This window comes from Pacificimonas sp. ICDLI1SI03 (genome assembly GCF_054740865.1).
The window spans coordinates 136,462-156,455 of record NZ_JBSQAU010000002.1 but is presented as its reverse complement, the minus strand read 5'-3'; the positions used below and the strand labels follow the sequence as shown (position 1 = coordinate 156,455).

The 19,994-nt window shown below is 62.3% G+C and carries 22 protein-coding genes and 1 pseudogene; 15 read left to right on the top strand and 8 right to left on the bottom strand.

What is annotated here, in order from left to right; all coding sequences use genetic code 11:
* Complete coding sequence (gene dapD, locus ACSMXM_RS12770; RefSeq protein ID WP_460316683.1) at window positions 1–819, bottom strand: 2,3,4,5-tetrahydropyridine-2,6-dicarboxylate N-succinyltransferase; 819 nt, start codon at window positions 817–819, stop codon at window positions 1–3.
* Entirely contained in the window at window positions 820–1,482 is a 663-nt protein-coding gene (locus ACSMXM_RS12765) for a pyrimidine 5'-nucleotidase (protein WP_460316681.1), read from the bottom strand.
* Between the two features lie 114 nt (window positions 1,483–1,596).
* On the opposite strand from ACSMXM_RS12765, the gene ACSMXM_RS12760 reads away from it, so the two are divergent.
* Window positions 1,597–3,888 (top strand): S8 family peptidase, encoded by a 2,292-nt coding sequence (locus ACSMXM_RS12760; RefSeq protein WP_460316679.1) that lies wholly within the window; start codon window positions 1,597–1,599, stop codon window positions 3,886–3,888.
* Between the two features lie 23 nt (window positions 3,889–3,911).
* Here ACSMXM_RS12760 and ACSMXM_RS12755 read toward each other — a convergent pair whose 3' ends face one another.
* From ACSMXM_RS12755 to hemE, 5 genes are all read right to left on the bottom strand, one after another.
* Complete coding sequence (locus ACSMXM_RS12755; RefSeq protein WP_460316678.1) at window positions 3,912–4,634, bottom strand: YjbE family putative metal transport protein; 723 nt, start codon at window positions 4,632–4,634, stop codon at window positions 3,912–3,914.
* Window positions 4,635–4,646: 12 nt separating this feature from the next.
* Window positions 4,647–5,903, bottom strand: a complete 1,257-nt coding sequence (rho, locus tag ACSMXM_RS12750) for a transcription termination factor Rho (protein ID WP_460317600.1) — start codon at window positions 5,901–5,903, stop codon at window positions 4,647–4,649.
* A gap of 215 nt (window positions 5,904–6,118) precedes the next feature.
* Entirely contained in the window at window positions 6,119–7,585 is a 1,467-nt protein-coding gene (gene putP / locus ACSMXM_RS12745) for a sodium/proline symporter PutP (RefSeq protein ID WP_460317599.1), read from the bottom strand.
* Between the two features lie 63 nt (window positions 7,586–7,648).
* On the bottom strand, window positions 7,649–8,083 hold the full coding sequence (locus ACSMXM_RS12740) for a CopD family protein (RefSeq protein ID WP_460316677.1): 435 nt from the start codon (window positions 8,081–8,083) through the stop codon (window positions 7,649–7,651).
* Window positions 8,080–9,123: a uroporphyrinogen decarboxylase gene (gene hemE, locus ACSMXM_RS12735; RefSeq protein ID WP_460316676.1), complete on the bottom strand. Its 1,044-nt coding sequence runs from the start codon at window positions 9,121–9,123 to the stop codon at window positions 8,080–8,082. Before hemE ends, ACSMXM_RS12740 begins: the two co-directional genes overlap by 4 nt.
* 307 nt (window positions 9,124–9,430) lie before the next feature.
* Here hemE and ACSMXM_RS12730 point away from each other — a divergent pair, with 307 nt between their 5' ends.
* The 11 genes and pseudogenes from ACSMXM_RS12730 (at window position 9,431) to ACSMXM_RS12680 (ending at window position 16,145) form a co-directional block, all read left to right on the top strand.
* Window positions 9,431–10,255 carry a pyruvate, water dikinase regulatory protein gene (locus ACSMXM_RS12730; RefSeq protein ID WP_460316675.1) on the top strand — a complete coding sequence of 275 codons (825 nt, stop codon included), beginning with the start codon at window positions 9,431–9,433 and terminating at the stop codon, window positions 10,253–10,255.
* Entirely contained in the window at window positions 10,252–10,848 is a 597-nt protein-coding gene (locus tag ACSMXM_RS12725) for a Maf family protein (RefSeq protein ID WP_460316674.1), read from the top strand. The genes ACSMXM_RS12730 and ACSMXM_RS12725 overlap by 4 nt, the downstream gene beginning before the upstream one ends.
* Window positions 10,845–11,666 carry a shikimate dehydrogenase gene (aroE, locus tag ACSMXM_RS12720; protein ID WP_460316672.1) on the top strand — a complete coding sequence of 274 codons (822 nt, stop codon included), beginning with the start codon at window positions 10,845–10,847 and terminating at the stop codon, window positions 11,664–11,666. The genes ACSMXM_RS12725 and aroE overlap by 4 nt, the downstream gene beginning before the upstream one ends.
* Window positions 11,663–12,259 (top strand): annotated as a pseudogene (gene coaE, locus ACSMXM_RS12715) (dephospho-CoA kinase); the annotation flags it as partial. The gene aroE and the pseudogene coaE, both read left to right, overlap by 4 nt.
* A gap of 11 nt (window positions 12,260–12,270) precedes the next feature.
* Window positions 12,271–12,969, top strand: coding sequence for a DNA polymerase III subunit epsilon (gene dnaQ / locus ACSMXM_RS12710; RefSeq protein WP_460317598.1), 699 nt, complete (start codon window positions 12,271–12,273; stop codon window positions 12,967–12,969).
* A gap of 10 nt (window positions 12,970–12,979) precedes the next feature.
* Complete coding sequence (gene hpf, locus ACSMXM_RS12705) at window positions 12,980–13,549, top strand: ribosome hibernation-promoting factor, HPF/YfiA family (RefSeq protein ID WP_460316671.1); 570 nt, start codon at window positions 12,980–12,982, stop codon at window positions 13,547–13,549.
* Window positions 13,546–14,022 (top strand): PTS sugar transporter subunit IIA, encoded by a 477-nt coding sequence (locus ACSMXM_RS12700; RefSeq protein WP_460316669.1) that lies wholly within the window; start codon window positions 13,546–13,548, stop codon window positions 14,020–14,022. The genes hpf and ACSMXM_RS12700 overlap by 4 nt, the downstream gene beginning before the upstream one ends.
* Window positions 14,019–14,465 (top strand): PaaI family thioesterase, encoded by a 447-nt coding sequence (locus ACSMXM_RS12695; protein ID WP_460316667.1) that lies wholly within the window; start codon window positions 14,019–14,021, stop codon window positions 14,463–14,465. The genes ACSMXM_RS12700 and ACSMXM_RS12695 overlap by 4 nt, the downstream gene beginning before the upstream one ends.
* Window positions 14,447–14,800, top strand: coding sequence for a DUF1491 family protein (locus tag ACSMXM_RS12690; RefSeq protein ID WP_460316665.1), 354 nt, complete (start codon window positions 14,447–14,449; stop codon window positions 14,798–14,800). Before ACSMXM_RS12695 ends, ACSMXM_RS12690 begins: the two co-directional genes overlap by 19 nt.
* Window positions 14,801–14,951: 151 nt before the next feature.
* On the top strand, window positions 14,952–15,581 hold the full coding sequence (locus tag ACSMXM_RS12685) for a cell wall hydrolase (protein ID WP_460316664.1): 630 nt from the start codon (window positions 14,952–14,954) through the stop codon (window positions 15,579–15,581).
* Window positions 15,582–15,668: 87 nt separating this feature from the next.
* Window positions 15,669–16,145 carry an MmcB family DNA repair protein gene (locus ACSMXM_RS12680; RefSeq protein WP_460316663.1) on the top strand — a complete coding sequence of 159 codons (477 nt, stop codon included), beginning with the start codon at window positions 15,669–15,671 and terminating at the stop codon, window positions 16,143–16,145.
* Window positions 16,146–16,181: 36 nt separating this feature from the next.
* Here the strand turns inward: ACSMXM_RS12680 and ACSMXM_RS12675 are convergent, their stop codons facing one another.
* Window positions 16,182–17,216 carry an I78 family peptidase inhibitor gene (locus ACSMXM_RS12675; protein ID WP_460316661.1) on the bottom strand — a complete coding sequence of 345 codons (1,035 nt, stop codon included), beginning with the start codon at window positions 17,214–17,216 and terminating at the stop codon, window positions 16,182–16,184.
* 1 nt (window position 17,217) lies between these two features.
* Here ACSMXM_RS12675 and ACSMXM_RS12670 point away from each other — a divergent pair, with 1 nt between their 5' ends.
* The 3 genes from ACSMXM_RS12670 to ACSMXM_RS12660 all read left to right on the top strand — a co-directional run bounded on the left by ACSMXM_RS12670 (window position 17,218) and on the right by ACSMXM_RS12660 (window position 19,937).
* On the top strand, window positions 17,218–18,426 hold the full coding sequence (locus ACSMXM_RS12670) for an App1 family protein (RefSeq protein ID WP_460316659.1): 1,209 nt from the start codon (window positions 17,218–17,220) through the stop codon (window positions 18,424–18,426).
* 138 nt (window positions 18,427–18,564) lie between these two features.
* Complete coding sequence (locus ACSMXM_RS12665; protein ID WP_460316657.1) at window positions 18,565–18,738, top strand: DUF1328 domain-containing protein; 174 nt, start codon at window positions 18,565–18,567, stop codon at window positions 18,736–18,738.
* A gap of 80 nt (window positions 18,739–18,818) precedes the next feature.
* Window positions 18,819–19,937, top strand: a complete 1,119-nt coding sequence (locus tag ACSMXM_RS12660; protein WP_460316656.1) for an AI-2E family transporter — start codon at window positions 18,819–18,821, stop codon at window positions 19,935–19,937.
* Window positions 19,938–19,994 lie beyond the last annotated feature (57 nt).

Here is a 19,994-nt window from a genome sequence, read left to right as displayed (position 1 = left end):
CTAGTCCCGCAGCAGTTCGTTGACGCTGGTTTTCGAGCGGGTCTGCGCGTCGACGCGCTTCACGATGACCGCGCAGGCCAGGCTGGGGCCGCCCTTCGGATCGGGCAGGGTGCCGGGGACAACCACGCTGTAGGGCGGAACATGGCCGCGGAACGTCTCGCCCGTCGTGCGGTCGACGATCTTCGTCGAGCCGGTAATGAAAACGCCCATGGCGAGGACACTGCCCTCTCCGACGATGACGCCCTCGACGACCTCCGACCGCGCGCCGATGAAGCAATTATCCTCGATGATGGTGGGGTTCGCCTGCAGCGGCTCCAGTACGCCACCAATGCCGGTGCCGGCGCTGATGTGACAGTTCTTTCCCACCTGCGCGCAGCTGCCGACGGATCCCCAGGTATCCACCATGGTCCCTTCGCCGACATAGGCGCCGATATTGGTGAAGCTGGGCATCAGGACCACATTGCGGGCGATGTGCGCGCCCCGGCGCACGATGGCGCCCGGTACGGCACGGAAACCCGCCGCGCGAAACGCTGCCTCGTCCCAATTGGCGAATTTGGACGGCACCTTGTCAAAGGCATTGCCCAGACTGTCAGTGCCCGTCATCAGATGATTGTCATTCAGGCGGAACGACAGCAGAACGGCCTTTTTCAGCCATTGGTGAACCTGCCACTCGCCCTCGATCTTTTCCGCGACGCGTAACGTGCCAGCATCAAGGCCCGCCAGCGCCTGATCGACGGCATCGCGTACCTCGCCCTTCGTGTCGACGCCCAGCGTGTCGCGCGCATCCCATGCCGCATCGATGGTGGTTTCCAAGCTCATTCAAACATCCTTCGTCAGTGTCGACAGCCATTCGCCAAGATCGGTGATGACCAGGTCCACCGCATCCATATCGGCCTGATAGCCGCCCGATTCGCTGCCATTGTCTATCCAGACGGTGGTCATACCGAGCGCCTTCGCAGGCACAAGGTTACGCGCCATATCCTCGACGAATACGCTGCGTTCCGGGGCGATGGACAGGGCCTCGCACATGGCGGCATAGACCTGCGGTTCCGGCTTTGGCCGGTAATCCATCGCGTGAATATCGTGAATCGCCTCGAACAGGCCTGCAAGTCCCAGGCGCTGCAACACCCGCTCGGCATAGGCGACATCGCCATTGGTGAAGACGAATTTGCGGCCAGGGAGCGCCGCGATCCCTTCGGAAACGCGCGGATCCTCTGCCAGGGCGTCCATCTCGATATCGTGCACGAAGTCCAGGAAACGGCGCGGCTCCACGCCGTGTTCGTCCATCAGGCCGCGCAGCGTCGTGCCGTGGGCGTGAAAGAACTGCTTCTGCACGCGCCGGGCCTCGACACGGTCGACGCCAAGCTCCTCTGCGATGAAGGCGCCCATGCGCTCGTCGATGTGGCGGAACAGGTCGGCGCTCGCGGGATAGAGCGTATTGTCCATGTCGAAGAGCCAGGTGTCGATATGCGATAGATCCATGCGCCACCGCTTAGGTGTTCCCGATCCGCGCCCGCAACGGCCATTCAGCAATTCGACACCCTTTTTGCGGTAGCGGTCCGGAAACGTCTTTTTCGTCAGTGGGATGGTTTGTGTATGACCTTCAACCGCACAGGCGCGCTTTTGCTGGGCAGTGCAGCAGCGCTCGCGCTGGGTGCCTGTGGCGGCGGCTCCTCCGGCGCCGCGCCCCCGCCGCAGACGTCATTACCGCCGCCCCCGGCCTCTACGCCGACACCTGCGCCCACACCCACGCCCGCCCCTGCAGCGCCCAATCTGGACAGCGCCGAATATCGCCGCTCGAACGCCGCCACGTCGATGGACGCACTGACCGCATATCAGGCGGGCGCCTTTGGCGAGGGGGTGACGGTGGCGGTCATCGATACCGGCATCGACACGGATTCGGCGCAGTTCGCGGGCAGGATCAGCGGTGCAAGCGCCGTTATCGGTGAACCCGGCTCATTAAAGGATACCGATGGGCACGGCACGTCGGTGGCCGCCGTCATTGCCGCTGCCGCCGACAATGACCGCGATGGCATGCAGGGAATAGCGCCGCGAGCAACGATACAGGCACTTAAAGCGAGTGACGAGACAAGTTGCGGCGACGATGATGGCTGCGGCTTCCCCGACCGCCAGATCGCCGAAAGTGTCGATGCGGCGCGGATTGCAGGCGCGAAGGTGACCAACATCTCGCTGGGCGGCAGCGCCGCTCAGACCGTTCTGAGAAACGCCATCGACCGGGCAACGCGGGCAGGAATGGTGATCGTCATTTCGGCGGGAAATGATTCGAACGCCCGGCCTGACCCCATGGCGCTGGTGGCGCTCGATTCGGCGGCAAACGGCCGCGTCATCATCGCAGGCGCCATCGATCAGGATGACCAGCCCGCGGATTTCACCAATGCGGCCGGGGATGCGGGGAATGTCTATCTGTCCGCTCTCGGTGTGCGCGTGCGCAGCTTTAACGAAAACGGCGATCCGTTTCTTTACAGCGGCACCTCTTATGCGGCGCCTGGGGTGGCGGGGGCGCTGGCGCTGCTTTTCTCGGCCTTCCCAAATCTGACTGCCGACGACGCAATCGACATTCTGCGGGGCAGCGCACGCGACCTAGGCGATTCGGGCGTGGATGGCGTTTTCGGTGGCGGCGCGGTCGACATCGGCGCCGCCTTTGCGCCGCAAGGGCCAACCCGCCTTGCCGGTTCGCCCGTGATTCTGGCGGACACCGACCCCATCGCCACCGTCGGGGGCGCGGCGGGCGATGCCGGAAAATTGGTGGACAGCATCGGCGATGTCGTTGTTCTGGACCGTTATGGCCGTGCCTATACGACGGACATGGGCGGCCACGTCGCGGCCCGCAGTGCACCTGGCAAGCTGGTCGGCCCCTTATTGGCGGACCGTCGCTTTGGCAGCGCGGGAATCGGCCCGGCGGCGCTGTCGCTGGCGCTGTCAGGTGGCAACCGGAACGCCTACGCCTCAAGCCTGGAGGCTCGCGGACTCGATGCGCGCGGCGGGAATGGCGGCGTGCCCCTGTCCGGCTTCGTCGCCGGCAATCCGGCCCGGGACACGACCACCGTTCTCGGCTTCGGCTATTCCCCCGCCGCCTTGCTCGACATCGGCATTCCCGGCGAAGGCGCTGGCATGTCCTGGCTCAGCGGCGATCAGCGGCTGGGCGACGATGGCATCGTCAGCCGCGACGCCGCAGCGGTGGCGCAGCGGTTCGGGGCATGGACCCTCGGCTTTGCTGCGGGGCGCGCCTATTCGCTGGCGGCGGAAACGCCGGGCGAGGAGGACGCAGCGACGCGCCTTGCCGTGCAGGCGTCGCGCAGCATCGGGCCAGTGACCGTGTCCGCCGGATTCGAACAATTGCAGGAGGCGGGAACCTTCCTCGGGTCGCGCGGCTCCGATCTTCTGGGTATTGGCGGCGCGCACAGCGATTTCGTCACCGTCTCCGCTTATGCCCGGCTTGGCGATCAATGGTCGTTGGGCCTCGATCTGAAACGGGGTGGGACTGCGCTGAAACTGAATGGCGGACTGGCGACAGCCGCCGAGCGGGTCGCCAGTAGTGCGATGGCCTTCGACGTTGCGCGGGAAAATGCGTTCCGCCCGGGCGATCGCGTGGGCCTGCGCATCGGCCAGCCTCTGCGGATAGAGGGGGGTGCGCTCACGCTGACCCTGCCGACCGCATATGATTATACTGCGGCAAGGCCGATCATGTCGCAAAGGCAGGTCGAACTGATGCCGTCGGGCCGCGAAGTCACGGTGGAAAGCGCCTACCAGATGCCGTTGTCCGCAGGCTATTTGCAGGCCAACGCCTTTTACCGCAGCCAGCCCGGCCATCTGGCCAATGCGCCAGCGGATGTGGGCGTGGCGCTACGGCTGGGAACGCGGTTCTAGCGCATCCCCAGCCGCTGCCTCGATTAACCCAAGAAGGACAGTGTCATCAGGCCGACCTCTGGATCGACGATGCCGTCATAGATCATCTTGCCCGCGACATAGAGAATGACGACCAGGCCGACATAGGCGATCCAGCGATAGCGCTCGATATATTTGGCGATCACATTCGCGGCGATGCCCATCAAGGCGACCGACAGGATCAGTCCCACGATCAGGATGCCGGGGTGATCGCGGGCCGCGCCCGCAACGGCGAGCACATTGTCGAGGCTCATCGACACGTCGGCCAAAGCGACGGCCCAGGCGGCAGCCGCGAAGCTTTTCGCCGGTTTCAGGCCGGAATGTTCATCGCCCTCGATCTCTGGCGAGCCGGCATTGGCCTCTGCCCGCACTTCGCGCCACATGCGCCACGCCACCCACAGCAGCAATACGCCGCCGGCGAAGATCAGACCGACAATGCCCAACAGCCAGGTCACCATCAGCGCGAAGATGATGCGCAGGACCAGCGCCGCCAGGACACCGATGGCGATCACCTTCTTGCGCTCCGCTGCAGGAAGGCCGGCTGCCAGGGCACCGACAACGATGGCATTGTCGCCCGCCAGGACGATGTCGATCATCAACACCTGACCGAAGGCCGCCAGCGCGCTAGGGCTGCCGATATTGGAAAAATCCTTCAGGATCGCCGCCCAGATCTGGGCGGGGCCGCCGAGTTCCTGCACGCTGAGAAATAAGAGAATCGACAGGTCCATGACCGGGCCTCTTTACTGGTTCATCGAAGAGAAGAAATCCGCGTTGGACTTCGAATCCTTCATTTTGTCGAGAAGGAATTCCATCGCGTCGACCGTGCCCATCTGCATGAGGATACGACGCAGGACGTACATTTTCGCCAGCACGTCCTTTTCGACCAGAATCTCCTCCTTGCGGGTGCCCGACTTGCCGACGTCCATTGCCGGGAAGATGCGCTTGTCGGAAACCTTGCGATCAAGAACGATCTCGGAGTTGCCGGTGCCCTTGAACTCTTCGAAGATGACCTCGTCCATGCGCGATCCCGTGTCGATCAGGGCCGTCGCGATGATGGAAAGCGAACCGCCCTCCTCAATGTTACGCGCCGCGCCGAAGAAGCGCTTCGGACGCTGCAGCGCATTGGCGTCGACGCCGCCGGTCAGCACCTTGCCCGACGACGGAACGACGGTGTTGTAGGCGCGGCCGAGGCGGGTGATGGAATCGAGCAGGATGACCACATCCTTCTTGTGCTCGACCAGACGCTTCGCCTTTTCGATCACCATGTCGGCGACCTGTACGTGGCGGGACGGCGGCTCATCGAAGGTGGAGGCGACGACTTCGCCGCGCACGCTGCGCTGCATGTCGGTGACTTCCTCTGGCCGCTCGTCGATCAGCAGCACGATCAGGAAAACCTCGGGGTGGTTTTCTGTAATGGCGCGGGCGATGTTCTGCAGCAGGACGGTCTTACCCGTGCGCGGCGGCGCGACGATCAGCGAACGCTGGCCTTTGCCCTGCGGCGCGATGACGTCGATGACGCGGCTGGACTTGTCCTTCACGGTGGGGTCGGAAATGTCGAGGTTCAGCTTCTGATCCGGATAAAGCGGCGTCAGATTGTCGAAATTGACGCGCGTGCGAACCATGTCCGGCTCATCGAAATTGATCTTCGACACCTTGGTCAGCGCGAAATAGCGTTCGCCATCCTGCGGCGCGCGGATTTCGCCGTCCACCGTGTCGCCGGTGCGCAGCGAGAATTTGCGGACCAGCGCAGGCGCAACATAAATATCGTCCGGCCCGGCGAGATAGTTCGCCTCTGGCGAGCGCATGAAGCCGAACCCGTCGGGCAGCACCTCGATCGTGCCGGCGCCGAGGACTTCATTGCCGTCCTCTGCCTCAGCCTTCAAAATCCCAAAATAGAGGTCCTGCTTACGCAGCGTGGACGCGTTTTCGACGCCATATTCCTCTGCCATCGCCACGAGGTCGGCGGGGGCTTTGTCTTTCAGGTCCTGCAGATGCAATACGGCCATGGCTCGGTCTTTCGGGGGAAGGGGTCAGTTGGGTGCGGACGCACGGCCACAGGAAAGGGCACTGACCGGAAGAGGAAACGCTCGCAGAACAGCGAGGACTCGGCGGAAAATAGGCGCGAAGAAGGGAACCGTCAAGCGGGCTCCCCCCATGTTCGCAGCCAGTGTGCACATCCGGCGCAGGCAGGCGGCGCAGGCTGGCGTGCCGCCTATTCTGACAGGCCGCGCTGCATCTCTTCAAAGGTCGCGACGATTTCCCGCCGGGGCGCGGCTGTCGCGAGGCTGACCGCGACGGTCACAATCAGGGAGGCGATGAAGCCGGGAACGATTTCGTACATCACATCGCTCAAGGGTTCGCCGCCCATCGTCGCGCCGCCATAGACCCAGAACAGGACAACTGCGGCACCGACCACCATGCCGGCAAGCGCGCCCGCCCGCGTCATGCGTTTCCACCACAGGCTGAGTAGCACCAACGGCCCGAAGGCGGCACCGAATCCGGCCCAGGCATTCGATACCAGCGTCAGGACGTTAGAGGTGCGATCATAGGCAAGGCCAATGGCGACAAGCGCCACGAGGATCACCGCCGCGCGACCGATCAGGACCAGTTCCAGGTCGGAGGCATTACGCCGGAATAGCAGCGCATAAATATCCTCGGTCAGCGAACTGGAGGCGACCAGCAATTGCGACGAGATCGTCGACATGATCGCGGCCAAGATCGCCGCCAGCAGGAAACCGCCGATGACCGGATGAAACAATATTTGCGACAGGACGATGAAGATCGTTTCCGGATCCTCGATCTCGATCCCATGGCTGCTGGCATAAGCGAGGCCGATCAGGCCGGTGGCGCAGGCACCGATGATGGTGACCAGCATCCAGCTCATGCCGATATTGCGCGCGGCGGGAATGTCACGGACAGAGCGGATTGCCATGAAACGAACGATGATGTGCGGCTGACCGAAATAACCGAGTCCCCAGCTGGCCGCGGAAATAATTGCCACCAGGCCGATGCCGCCGCCGAACCAGTCCAGCAGCCCCGGATCGATGGCATTCAGTTCCGTCGTCAGACCGCTGCTGCCGAGAGAGGTGAACGCGATGATCGGCACCATGATCAGCGCGACGAACATGATGCAGCCCTGTACGAAATCGGTGATCGACACCGCCATGAAGCCGCCGAACAGCGTATAGGCGACCACCACCCCGGCGGTGATCCACAGGCCGAAGCTGTAATCGGCGCCAAAGGCGCTTTCGAACAATTTTCCGCCCGCCGTGACGCCCGACGCGGTGTAGAGCGTGAAAAAGACGATGATGACCACTGCGGAAACAAGACGCAGAATGCGCGAATTATCCTCGAAGCGCTTCTCGAAATAATCCGGGATCGTGATCGCATCCCGCGCCTTTTCCGTATAGACGCGCAGGCGCGGCGCCACGAGCAGATAATTGAGCAGCGCGCCCGTCAGAAGCCCGATGGCGATCCAGCCGGAACTGAGCCCCGATACATACATCGCGCCCGGCAGGCCCAGAAGCATCCAGCCCGACATGTCGGACGCGCCCGCAGAAAGGGCTGTGACGGCCGGCCCCAATTGCCGGCCCCCCAACATATATCCCGAAACATCGTTGTCGGTTTTCAACCAGCTATAGACGCCAATGCCCAGCATCAGCGCGAAATAGAGGCCCAGCGAGACAATGGTTCCGGTTTCGATGGGGCAGCACTCCTACTTCGTTAATACGGTTTCAGGACTTCAGAACGGTTTTACCACGGCCAGTATGACCACGAGGATGACAACAAGGCTGGGGATCTCGTTCAAAAGACGCAACCCCCTCTCCGAAACCGGGCGCTTACCAGACAGCATCTTACGCGACAAACCGACCAGCCAGCCGTGAAAGCCGGTGAACAGAAAAACGATCAGCAGCTTTGCATGCAGCCAGCCCTGCCCTGCAAGACCGATGTGAAGCGCCAGCGCGATTCCCAGCACCCACACCATCAGCATGGCCGGCGTCATGATGATCTTTCGCAAGGTGGCGATTCTGGGCGCCCATTTGGCCGCGGACTGCGGATCGCCGTGCAAGTAAACGAGATAGCGGGGCAGCATGAACATGGAGGCAAGCCAGAAGATCACGAAGATCAGATGCGCGGCCTTCACCCATAAATAGGCGCCACCCAGAAATCCCGTCATTGTGCCGCCCCCTTCGCCCGGATTGCCCGTAGCGCCTGATCGACATGAGCTAGCGGCGTTTCCTTTGAGATGCCATGGCCAAGATTGAAGATATGGGGGCGTCCGGCAAGGGCGGTGCGAATGCGGGCGACCGCCCCATCCAGCCTTGAGCCGCCGGTCAGCAGGACCATGGGATCCAGATTTCCCTGCACCGGCAGATTTCCGGGCAGAACCTGATCGGCCCAAAAGGGATCGACGCTTTCGTCGAGGCCGATCGCATCGACCTGCGTTTCGCGCGCATAATGCGCCAGTTTTCCGCCCGCACCCTTGGGAAAGCCGATGATGGGAATGCCGGGGCAACGAGCGCGCACCTGATCGACGATTTCGCGGGTGGGCCGCACACACCAGTGGTCGAATTCATCGGGCGCAAGACTGCCAGACCAGCTGTCGAAAAGCTGCAGCACCTCTGCCCCGGCAGCGACCTGCCCACACAGATAATCTACGGTCATCGCAGAAATCGCGTCGATCAGAGCCTGAAACCGCTGCGGCTCCGCATAGGCCATGGTGCGCGCCGCCGCCTGTTCCTTCGACCCTGAGCCGTTCACCATATAGGTCGCGACCGTCCACGGGCTGCCCGCAAAGCCGATCAGCGTCGCCCCGGTGGGCAGATCCGCCTTCACCTTTGCAACGGTGCGGTAAATGCCATCGAGCCGATGCGGCACCGGGCTGAGTGTTTCCAGCGCGACCTCGGCAAGGCGTGGCGACAAATCCGGCCCTTCACCAGCAAGGAATTGCAGGTGCTGGCCCATGGCGTGGGGCACGATCAGGATGTCTGAAAACAGGATCGCCGCGTCAAAGCCATAGCGGCGCAACGGCTGCAGCGTCACTTCGGCAGCGGCATCAGCATCATAAACCAGATCGAGAAAGCCGCCTCGATCCGCGCGCAGTTCGCGATATTCCGGCAGATAGCGGCCTGCCTGACGCATGAACCAGACGGGCGGCGGATCGCGCCTTTCCCCCGCCAGGACGGCAAGGATCGGCTTTTCCGAGCGGGTTTCCATTCGGCCCCTTCTCTTCCTTTATCTTTTAAAGAATTAGTGATGATAGTGATGGCTGTGGTGAATGGGGCTTAACCGCCTATCCACAGTTTTGCCAACAGAAGCGAATGACGCGCGACTCGCCGGTTTGCGACGAGTCCCATTGTCGTTTCCCCAACCTGTAGGGGGCGTATCTGTACCGGGGTACGATCTGTGGACGAATCCTTGGTGAAATTCGAATTGAATCGAGCGGGCCGATCATCCCCGCTTTCACCCGCGATTCGCAGGTGGACTTTTCCACAGCTTCATCCCCGCCTATGGATGAGGCATTATGGCAACCCGCATCCACATACATCTGGTGTCAGATTCCACCGGCGAAACGCTGGAAAGCGTCGCCCGCGCCAGCCTGGCACGGTTCGAGGGCGTCGATGCCGTCAAGCATTTCTGGCCGCTGGTGAGGTCGAAGGGCCATCTGGACCGCGTCATAGACGATATCGCCGAAAATCCCGGCCTCGTGCTGTTCACCTTGGCGACGGGCGAGGTGCGTGATCATCTGGAGGCCCGCTGCGGCGCGCTCGGCCTGCCCGCGGTCAGCGCCATAGACAGCGTCGTTACCGGGCTGGGCCTGATGCTGGGGAAATCGGCGACCGCCAAGCCGGGCCGCCAGCATCGCCTGGACGACGCCTATTTCGCCCGTGTCGAGGCGATCAATTATACCATGGCGCACGATGATGGGCAGGCGTCGGAAAACTGGAACGAGGCCGATATCCTGCTGGTGGGGGTCTCGCGCACGTCGAAAACGCCGACATCCATCTATCTCGCCAATAAGGGGTATAAGACCGCGAACCTGCCGCTGGTGCCGACACGGGAACCGCCGCCCAGACTGTTCGAACTGACCCGTCCCTTCATCGTCGGACTGACGACGACGCCGCAACGCCTGGTCGAGGTCAGGCGCAACAGGCTGCTCAGCCTCGCGCAGACGCCCGATACCACCTATGTCGATAATGAACGGGTGAAGGCGGAAGTCTTGAAGGCGCGCCGCATGTTCGCCGATCAGGGCTGGCCCGTCATCGACGTTACGCGAAAGGCCATCGAGGAAACGGCGGCGGCGGTCATCAATCTGATGCACGAGGCAGAGGGCGAGAGTCATTCGTGACCCTGATCCTGGCATCCACCAGCGCATCGCGCCGCACGCTGCTCGATGCGGCCGGCATATCGTGTGACGCCGTCGCGCCCGGTGTGGATGAGGACGAGCTGAAGGCGGCGTTGAAGGGGGAAGGGGCAACCGGGCGCGCCATCGCCGATGCGCTGGCGGAGGCAAAGGCGGTCAAGATCAGCCGTCGTCATCCAGAGGCGCTTGTTCTGGGCGGCGATCAGATGCTTGCACTGGACGATGGCACGACCTTCGACAAGGCGGCGGACATGGCGGAATTGCGTCGCCAGCTGATGCGGTTGCGCGGAGGGTCGCACCGCCTGATTTCCGCCCTCGTCATCGCAGAAGGGGGCAGGGCGATCTGGCGGCATGTCGATACCGCCAGGCTGCACGTGCGCATGTTCAGCGAGGAATGGCTGGACAGCTATCTGGCCGCAGAGGGAGAGACGCTGCTGTGGGGCGTCGGCGGATACCGGATCGAGGAGAGGGGCGTTCAGTTGTTCAGTCGCATTGAGGGCGACCAGTTTACAATCCGTGGTCTGCCGCTGCTGCCCCTTCTGGATTATCTGCGGACGCGCGGCGAAATACCGGCATGAACCGTCCCTATGCCGAAGTGATCGGCGATCCGATCGCCCATTCCAAATCGCCGCTGATGCATCAATTCTGGCTGCGGCAATTGGGAATCGATGCGGACTATCGTGCCACCCACGTGCCGACGGCGGACCTGCCTGACTATTTTGCGGACCGGCGTCGAGATCCGGCCTGGCGCGGCTGCAATGTCACCGTTCCGCACAAGAGCGCGGTGCTGGAATATATTGACGGTTCAACCGGTGATGTGGGTGCGATCGGTGCCGCCAATACGCTCGCAAAGAGTCAAAGCGACACCGATGGGGGAATCACAGGTCACAATACCGATGCAGAGGGGTTCATGCGGCCGTTGCAGCATGTCGACCTGACCGGAAAGAATGTGGGAGTAATTGGCGCTGGCGGCGCGGCGCGAGCGGTTCTTTACGCGCTGGGAAAATGCCGGCCCGCGGGCATCACGGTCTATAATCGCACACCGGAACGGGCGAAAAGGATCATCGACGATCTGGGGATCGACGCACGCACGGCCACGCTGGAGGCGCTGTGTCCGGATGTCGATCTGCTGGTCAATACGTCGACATTGGGCATGGCCGGTGCGCCGCCGCTTGGCATCGATCTGTCGTCCATGCCCCGCGACGGCATTGTCTATGATATCGTTTATGCACCGCTTGAGACGGCCCTGCTGGCGCAGGCGAGGGAGCGGGGATTGCGCACGATCGATGGGCTGGGGATGCTGATCGGACAGGCAATGGCGGCATTTCGCATCTTCTTTCATTCGGAGCCGCCGTCCGGGAAAGAGGATGAGCTGCGGGCGCTACTGACATCATGAAGATCATCGGTCTGACCGGTTCGATCGGCATGGGAAAATCGACCGTCGCCTCCATGTTTGCCGATCTGGGCATCGCCGTCTTTGATGCGGACGCGGAAGTGCACAAGTTGCAGGGGCCGGGGGGACGAGCGCTCGCGGCCATTGAGGAGGCATTTCCCGGTGTCACGCATGTCGCCGGCCTGGACCGCGCCGCGCTGGGGGAAGCCGTGTTCGGCAAGCCAGAGGCGCTGAAGACGCTGGAGCGCATCGTGCACCCGCTGGTTGCAGAGGAACAGGCTGCCTTCCTGCGCCGCGCGCGGTATCGTCGGGACACCTTCGTCATATTGGATATTCCGCTGTTATTCGAAGGGCAAAGCTGGAAGAAGGTGGATGGCAGCATCACAGTATCCGCGCCGGAACATGTTCAGAGGGCGCGGGTGTTGAAGCGGGCCGGAATGACGGAGGCGAAGTTTCGCGCAATCCGCGCAGCGCAATTGCCGGACCGGGAAAAGCGGGCGCGGGCCGACTTTATCATAGAAACAGGCCTAGGCAAACGCAGGTCGCGCACGGCCGTCGCACGCATCGCCTCTTGCCTGTCACGCCGCAGCGTCCGATATTGCCGCCAATGCGTGAAATCGTCTTCGACACAGAAACGACCGGTCTCAGCCCCGATGAGGGGCACCGGATTGTTGAAATCGGCGCGATCGAGCTCGACGGGCTGATCCCGACGGGGCGCACCTTTCATCAACTGATCCATCCTGAGCGCGACATGCCGGCGGAGGCTGCGCGCATTCATGGGATTACGATGGAGCGGCTGCAGGGGATGCCGCGTTTTGCCGATATTGTCGAAGATTTTCTGGCCTTTATCGGCGACGAAGGAAATCTGGTCGCGCACAATGCCTCCTTCGACGTGCGGTTCATAAATCACGAACTCGTGCGCGTTGGCCGACCGAAACTGGCACCGCGCCGCATCGTCGATACGCTGGAAATGGCGAAGATGAAGATGCCGGGCGCGAAATTGACGCTGGACGCGCTGTGCAATCGCTTCGGCGTCGACCTTTCGCGCCGAATAAAGCACGGTGCGCTTCTCGATTCCGAACTCTTGGCCGACGTCTATGTCGAACTGTGCGGTGGGCGGCAGCGCGGCATGGAGCTGGTTGCAGAGGCGCCCCGTACGCAGGTTTTCGTGGCCGCCCCGCCGCAGCGGAAATGGCCGCAACGCACTTTTTCTCTGCCGCCAGAGGAGGCGGAACGGCACCGGGTCTTCGTTGGGACGTTGACGAACCCCGTCTGGCAACGATTTGCCGACACCATCAACCCGTAGGGAGACCAATATGGATATTCGCGTTTCAGGACATCAGGTCGATGTCGGAGCCTCCCTGACCACTCATGCGGAGGATCGCATGAGCGGCCTGGCACAGAAGTTCGACGTTGGCATGACCGGTGCCACGGCGACATTGTCCCCCGGCCCGCACGAACATGAGTTCGACGCGTCGATCATCGTGCAGCTGACGCAGGGCATCGTCATGAAGAGCCATGCCCATGCGCATCGCAGTGCGCAGGCCGCGTTCGACGCGGCGGCCGAGAAGATCGAGAAGCAGTTGCGGCGCTACAAGCGCAAGTTGACCGACCGCGAAAGGCGCGGCGCGCCCACACCGCAGATCGGTGCCGATTATCGCGTGCTGCAGCGGGACGAGCGTGAAGAGGTGGACGAATCCGACGACGCACCGCTGATCGTTGCAGAGCAGCTGTCGGACATTCCTGAAACCAGCGTGTCCACTGCCGTCATGATGATGGACCTGCGCGATTCCGCAGCGCTGCTGTTCACAAATTCGCAGAGCGGCAAAATGGCGATGGTCTATCGCCGTTCCGACGGGCATGTGGGCTGGGTCGAGCCGAGGTGAGCGACCCCTTTGATCCGGCGGGGCTGCTGTGCCGAGAGGGGGTGCAGACGGGCCTTGCCGCGCGCGGCATGCCGGATCTGATGCAGGCGATGGCGGCGCCGCTGGCGCGTGACAGCGGCGTCGCGCAATCCCTGATCGCCGAGGCCTTTGTGCAGCGGGAGCGGGTGGGGTCGACGGCCTTTGGCGGCGGATCGGTTCTGCCGCACGCCCGTATCGCGGGCCTCAGGAGGCCAACGGCTGCCTTCGCGACGCTTGCCGCACCGATCGATCTGGATGCGCTGGATCGGCGTCCGGTCGATATCGTCTATGCCCTGATTTCGCCCGAGGGGGCGGGGGCCGATCATCTGAAGGCGCTGGCGGCGATCAGCCGGTTCTTGCGCGACAAGGGACTTCTGGAAAAGCTGCGCGGCGCCGACAGCGCGGATGCCGTCCTGGCGATGATGGCAGCGAAAAGCAGGAATTACGCGGCATGAACGAGGCGCATCGCACGGGCCTGGAAAGACTTTATGCTGCCGCGCCGATCAACGAGATGTTCCAGTCCCGGCTGACCTTGCCTGAGGATGGCTGCTCCCGCTTGGAATTCGAAGTGAACGAACAGCATTTTCACGCCGCCGGCGCCGCCCATGGCACCATCTATTTCAAGATGCTTGACGATGCGGCCTTCTACGCGGTGAACACCCTCGTCCCGGATGTGTTCATCCTGACGACGGCGTTCAACCTGCACATGGAGCGGCCGGTTCCCGCCGGCCCGCTGGTCGCGGAAGGGCGCTTCGTCAGTGGCCGCCGGCGGCTCTTTGTCGGGGAAAGCACCCTTTTGACGCCCGACGGTGAGGAGGTGGCGCGCGGAACCGGGACGTTCATGCGTTCGAAGATCCCCCTGGCCGATCTGCCCGGCTATTGGCGAGACGAGAGCTGAACCGCCTCTCAACGAAATTATGGCTGGACGCCCTGCGACGGCAATTAGAGGCGAACGGCGACTTTGCGACCGTTTTGACCCGAGGCGATCCGACCGCCGGAGCGGCTATTCTGGTGATTCGCGGTCGCAGCGGCACCGTATCCGCCTATGCCCGCAGCAATATGGGGGATGGAACGACATCCTGGCGTGCGCTGGTTTCGGACGAGGAGGAACCGAGCGAAAACTTGGCCAAGACCCTGGAAAAACAGCGGCGCTACGACCCCGATTTATGGATAATCGAACTGGACGTCGCCGATCCTGCACGGTTCATCGCCGAATTGCCCGGGATCAGTTGACCCCGGCGGAACCTTTCATCAGGTATCGTATCCAACAAATCGCCGCGCCCGAAACAGGGGGCGTCTGAATTCACCGAGACCGGCCCAGCGCACAGATAAGAACATCGCTGGTGAGAGTAAGTTCCTTCCGGTCCTGAACGGACAAGATCATATGTTAAAATCGAAACGGGCCATTGCGGTGGCCCTTGCCAGCCTTGGGCTGCTTGCGGCGGCTGATCTGCCGACCGATTTCCAGACCGCTGGCGTTCAGTTGAAGGACGCCGCCCCGGTTACCTTCACGCTTCAGGCGGAAGATCTGGATTACTCGATGCCGGTCGACACCATCACGCCGACCGTTACCGTGACCGATATCAACGATATCAGCCTGGGCACGCTCGTTTCCAACGTAAAGGAATATGGGCTGCCCGAAATGGACGAGGAAATGCGTTGCCTCGCCAGTGCCGTTTACAATGAAGCGCGTGGCGAGCCCCTGGAAGGGCAATTGGCCGTGGCCCAGGTGGTTCTGAACCGGGTTGCCGACCCGCGCTGGCCCAGCAGCATCTGCAACGTGGTGTTCCAGCGTTCGCAGTTCAGCTTCACATTCGATGGAAAGCCCGACTATCCGGCGCGTCCGAATGCGAATTGGCTGCGTGCGGAAGCCGTCGCGGTCGTTGCAGCCACCGATAATTGGGAAGACGTGACCGACGAAGCGGTGTTTTTCCACGCAACCTATGTCGCCCCCAAATGGCGCCGCAGTTTCCAGAAGACGGCGGATATCGGCCAGCACGTCTTTTACAGATAGGCGAAGCCTCCGATAGGTAAGTTTGGTCGTCGGCCGGTCGCCTATCCCCTTCACATCGCGCCATGTTCTGCTAATGTTCGCACCAGCATGGCCACTGCCCCCCTCCTTGATTCGCCGCTGAACGCGCAAGACGTCGCCCGTGGCATCGGGCGCCTGTTCTGGCAGCAGAAGCGCTCGATGCTGACGGAGGTGATGCTGCCCGGCGGCCGCCGTGTCGACATCATGGCGCTGGGTGAGGATGGGCGCTTTGCCATTGTTGAAATCAAAGTCAGCGTCGCTGATCTGCGCGGCGATACCAAATGGCCGGATTATCTGCCCTGGTGCGACGAATTCTACTGGGGCATTCCGGCAGGCTTTGATGCGTCCCTGCTGGACGAAGAATGTTTTGCGCCGGGTGCCTGTGGCCTGATCGTTGCCGACCGGTTCGATGCGGCGATTCTGCGTCCCGCATCACGCGATCCACTGGCTGCTGCGCGCCGCAAGAAGGCGACATTGATCTTCGCCCGCACCGGCGCGACGCGGCAGATGCACGCAAATGACGTATTCCTTGCAGAGGGGCGATGACATTTTCGTTGGTCGCCTCCACCTGCCGCAGCCGGACTAGCCGCAACTGACCCTGACAACGGCGCCGCTGTCGGGATCGAGCACCAGGTTCAAGCGGTCCGCGCGAAAATCCATGGTGACGGGCTGATCGACGTCATGCAGGCGCAACGTCCGGGCGCCACTGGTGGCAAGGGCGCCTTGGCGCAGCTCCTCGTCCGGCACTTTGCCGATAAGGTCCTCGACCTTGGATGCGTCACAGCTTCCTTCGCCATTTTCAGCCACCTGTTGTTCCGGCATGTCGACCTCCGTGGGGGCATTGGGATCGCCGGCCTTTGCGAAGCGCAGGGCGAAGCGGTCGGTCTTGCCACGTAAACCTTCTGCAAACACCGTCTGGTCGTAATCATCGTCCGGATTATCGAACCACGTCTCCTCTGCGACCAAGGTGAAGCCTGCCCGCCGGAAGTCATTCTTGACGACCTCCGGCCGGATTCTGTGTGTGGCCGATACGTCCGCGCGCGGTTCGTCGCCTGCGCCGACATGGTCGATCACGGTAACGGTGCCGCCAGGACGCAGGCCCCGGTGCAGTTCCGCCAAAACCTCCTGTGGCTCGCTGGTGGGCAGGCCGAATTCCGCGCTGGTGAAGTAAAGGTCGTGATAGGTCAGGTGAAACAGCGCCGCATCGATGCTGGAGGGCGCCAGCCGCATATTCATGAAATCGATATTCATGCTGCCGACATTTGCCAGCCGCCCGCCGAAATCTCGCGCCGCGATCATTTCCTGGAACTCTTCGCCGGCTGCAGGGCCTGGCGGGTTCTGCGCGATCACCCGGCCTTCCTGCCCCACGGCGCGCGACAATAGTTCGGCATAATATCCGCCGCCGCTGAACATATCGAGCACGCGATCGCCCGCTTCGACCTGCATGAAAAGAAGCGCGCGCGCTGGCTGACGGCTTTCGTCCAGGGTGCGGTCTTCGTCGGTGCGGTCGCTGGCGGCGACGATGCGTTCTACCTGCGTCTGGTCGAGCGGCGCAGCAAGGGCGGGCACTGCCATGATCACGGACAAGAGGGCGGTGGTAGCGGTCAGGAATTTCATGATGCGGTGTCTCCGAAGGCGAGAGGTGACCTTGCCGCAGCCGCCGCCGCGCGACAAGAAGCGCGCCCTGATGATGAAAGCTATCGCAACCCTTCTGGCGCGGATCGCCCATCGGATCATCGTACTGGCCGAGCGCACGCTCGACCGGATTCGTTATCGTGACGGGCGGCTGGACCACAAAACACTGCGCATGCTTTCCTATGCCGGGTACCGTAGCGAACGCGAAGTGCGGGTCGGTGGCCGCATCGTGCAATATAAGCCGTCGTTGAAGCCCGGGACGTCGACCTGGTCACGATTGCGCGCCATGCTGGCCATTTATGAGAGTGACGAGGTCCCCGGCGTCCGGGTCGCGCTGGAAGGCTATGGCGGGCGCTACGAGGCTGTTTCGGACCGGGAGGGCTATTTTCACTTTGTCCTGCCTCTGGACCAGAAGCCCTTGCCGGATGTGACGGCGTGGGAAGTTGCCAGCATCAGCCTGCCGGAACGCCGCAGTCATCATGCGAAGGTCGACGTTCCCATTCTGGCGCCCGGCCAGAGTGAGAAGCTGGGCATTATTTCGGATATTGACGATACGGTGGTGGAAACCGGCGCCACCAATTTTCTGAAGAACTGGCGCCGCGTTCTCGTGCACCGGCCCAAGGACCGTCTTGCCGTGCCTGGTGCATCGAAACTCTATAAATTTCTTGTTGTCGATCATCAGGCGCCACGCCACCCGGTCTTCTATGTTTCCTCAAGTCCCTGGAACCTATATGGTTTCATAACCGAATTCATGGAGCTGAATGCCATTCCCCATGGTCCCATGTTCCTGAAGGATTATGGCATCGACAAAGACAAGTTCATCGCCAGTGGCCATCGCAGTCACAAGGTCGAGGCGATCGAACGTATATTGGCCTTTTATCCCGATTTCCGTTTCCTGTTGATCGGTGACAATGGCCAGCGCGATGTGGAGGTCTATGCCCGCGTCGTTCGCGATTTTCCGGACAATGTCGCAGGGGTTTTCATCCGTGATGTAAGCGGCACCTGCCGACAAGGGCCCAACGGTACGCTGCTGCAGGAAATAGAAGAAGCGGGGACGCCGGTCTATTGCGGTGCCGGATTCGAAGACGCGCTGGCCATGGTCGCGGCCCTTGGCTTTGGCGAGGATGCCGAGGCTGCCGCCGCAACGGTCGCCGAGCCGCCCGAGGCCGCCGGCCAGATGAAATCCGCCTGATGCGATAAGCCGGCCCTGCGGGCGGCTGAAATTACACGCTTAAACGCGCTGCGGCGTGGAACGGTCAAAGCGCCCATGATCCCGGAACCAACTGGCGCAAATTTACGTTCGTCACGCTGAAACAAGGGAACAATCGTCATGATCAGAGGTGCAATTATCTTCGCCGTCGCTGCCCTGATCCTCGGCATTCTGGGCTTCGGTGGGCTTGCGGGCGTTGCGTGGGATCTGGCGCAGATTCTGTTCTGGATAGCCGTCGTCATCGCCGTGCTGCTGTTCGTGCTGGGCATGACCATTTACAAAAAGGTCACGTAAGCGAGTCCGGAGTGGTAAGAGTTATGCGGCGCCTTTTGCGCCCGCGCGGCAGTTGCCGTTTCCACCGGCGAGGGATGTGAATGAGCAACGATGAAGTGGCGGGACCCGCTACGCGATCTGATCCGCAACGGTCTCATCGTCCGGAACGTGATCTTGGGCGTGTTGCTGCTGCAGCGTTCGTCATCCTTTGCGTCCTTGGGACTGCATGGGTGTTTCTGGAGCTGGGAAGCCTCTTTCTGCTGGTTTTTGCGGCCGTGGTCTTTGCAACGATCTTTGACGCGATGGCGCGGGGCTTTTGCCGCCTGACGGGTCTGCGTTCGCGCTCTCTGGCTCTGACTGTGTCCGTATTTGGGTTGCTGGCCGTATTCGCGGCGGCATTTGCTTTGTTCGGGGCCCAGTTCAGCAGCGAGCTGGACACGATCAGGGAAAGTATCCCGGCGGCCCTGGAACGCGTCGAAACCCTTTTGGAAAGGGCCGGGCTTAGCGGTTCGCCGGCCGAATTGCTGGAGGAAGGAACCGAGGATCTATCTAACCTGGCATCGCGACTTGGCGGTTACGCCATGGCGGTGACCAGCGGCGTAACCGATCTGGTGCTGGTATTCGTAGGCGCCATATTCATAGCGGCCAACCCGTCCATGTATCGTCGCGGCCTGCTGCTGCTGATGCCGCGCCGGGCCGAAGGGCCTGCGGCAACTTTCCTGAAGGATGCGTCAAGGGGCCTGCGCGGTTGGATGCTGGGCCAGGCCGTCTCGTCCCTGCTGGTCGGCATATTCACCTGGGGCGGCCTGACCCTGCTGGGCGTTCCGGCGTCAGGCGGGCTGGCAGTCATTGCCGGCCTCTTGGACATCATCCCGCTCGTGGGGCCGATCATTGCCGGTATTCCCGCCGTGCTGCTGGCCCTGACGGTATCGCCAGCGACCGCCCTCTGGACCATCGGCCTCTATTTGCTGATCCAGCAGCTGCAGGGCAATTTCCTGCAGCCCATGATTCAGAAGCATGCGGTCGATGTTCCGCCCGCAGTTTTGCTGTTTGCTGTGTTCGGCGCTGGCGCATTGTTCGGCGCGCTGGGCGTTCTGTTGGCGGCGCCGCTGACGATCGTGATCTATGTCTTTGTGCAGCGCATCTATGTCAGCCAGATCCTGGGAAAGCCGATACGCGTGGCTGGTCATGATGACGATGCGACCGGCGGAACCGAATAGGCGACGCTTCGTAGGCTGCGTCCGTAGGAAGCGCGCATAAAAAAGGCGGATCTGCCA

Bases quoted from the DNA above. Each gene is read 5' to 3' on its own strand.
- ACSMXM_RS12675 (WP_460316661.1), bottom strand. From the start codon at position 17,216: ATGAAATTCCTGACCGCTACCACCGCCCTCTTGTCCGTGATCATGGCA.
- ACSMXM_RS12660 (WP_460316656.1), top strand. From the start codon at position 18,819: ATGAGCAACGATGAAGTGGCGGGACCCGCTACGCGATCTGATCCGCAA.
- dapD (WP_460316683.1), bottom strand. From the start codon at position 819: ATGAGCTTGGAAACCACCATCGATGCGGCATGGGATGCGCGCGACACG.
- ACSMXM_RS12670 (WP_460316659.1), top strand. From the start codon at position 17,218: ATGCGGTGTCTCCGAAGGCGAGAGGTGACCTTGCCGCAGCCGCCGCCG.
- dnaQ (WP_460317598.1), top strand. From the start codon at position 12,271: ATGCGTGAAATCGTCTTCGACACAGAAACGACCGGTCTCAGCCCCGAT.
- ACSMXM_RS12730 (WP_460316675.1), top strand. From the start codon at position 9,431: ATGGCAACCCGCATCCACATACATCTGGTGTCAGATTCCACCGGCGAA.
- ACSMXM_RS12685 (WP_460316664.1), top strand. From the start codon at position 14,952: ATGTTAAAATCGAAACGGGCCATTGCGGTGGCCCTTGCCAGCCTTGGG.
- ACSMXM_RS12755 (WP_460316678.1), bottom strand. From the start codon at position 4,634: ATGGACCTGTCGATTCTCTTATTTCTCAGCGTGCAGGAACTCGGCGGC.
- ACSMXM_RS12740 (WP_460316677.1), bottom strand. From the start codon at position 8,083: ATGACGGGATTTCTGGGTGGCGCCTATTTATGGGTGAAGGCCGCGCAT.
- ACSMXM_RS12765 (WP_460316681.1), bottom strand. From the start codon at position 1,482: ATGGATCTATCGCATATCGACACCTGGCTCTTCGACATGGACAATACG.
- ACSMXM_RS12760 (WP_460316679.1), top strand. From the start codon at position 1,597: ATGACCTTCAACCGCACAGGCGCGCTTTTGCTGGGCAGTGCAGCAGCG.
- hpf (WP_460316671.1), top strand. From the start codon at position 12,980: ATGGATATTCGCGTTTCAGGACATCAGGTCGATGTCGGAGCCTCCCTG.
- aroE (WP_460316672.1), top strand. From the start codon at position 10,845: ATGAACCGTCCCTATGCCGAAGTGATCGGCGATCCGATCGCCCATTCC.
- ACSMXM_RS12695 (WP_460316667.1), top strand. From the start codon at position 14,019: ATGAACGAGGCGCATCGCACGGGCCTGGAAAGACTTTATGCTGCCGCG.
- ACSMXM_RS12680 (WP_460316663.1), top strand. From the start codon at position 15,669: ATGGCCACTGCCCCCCTCCTTGATTCGCCGCTGAACGCGCAAGACGTC.
- ACSMXM_RS12665 (WP_460316657.1), top strand. From the start codon at position 18,565: ATGATCAGAGGTGCAATTATCTTCGCCGTCGCTGCCCTGATCCTCGGC.
- hemE (WP_460316676.1), bottom strand. From the start codon at position 9,123: ATGGAAACCCGCTCGGAAAAGCCGATCCTTGCCGTCCTGGCGGGGGAA.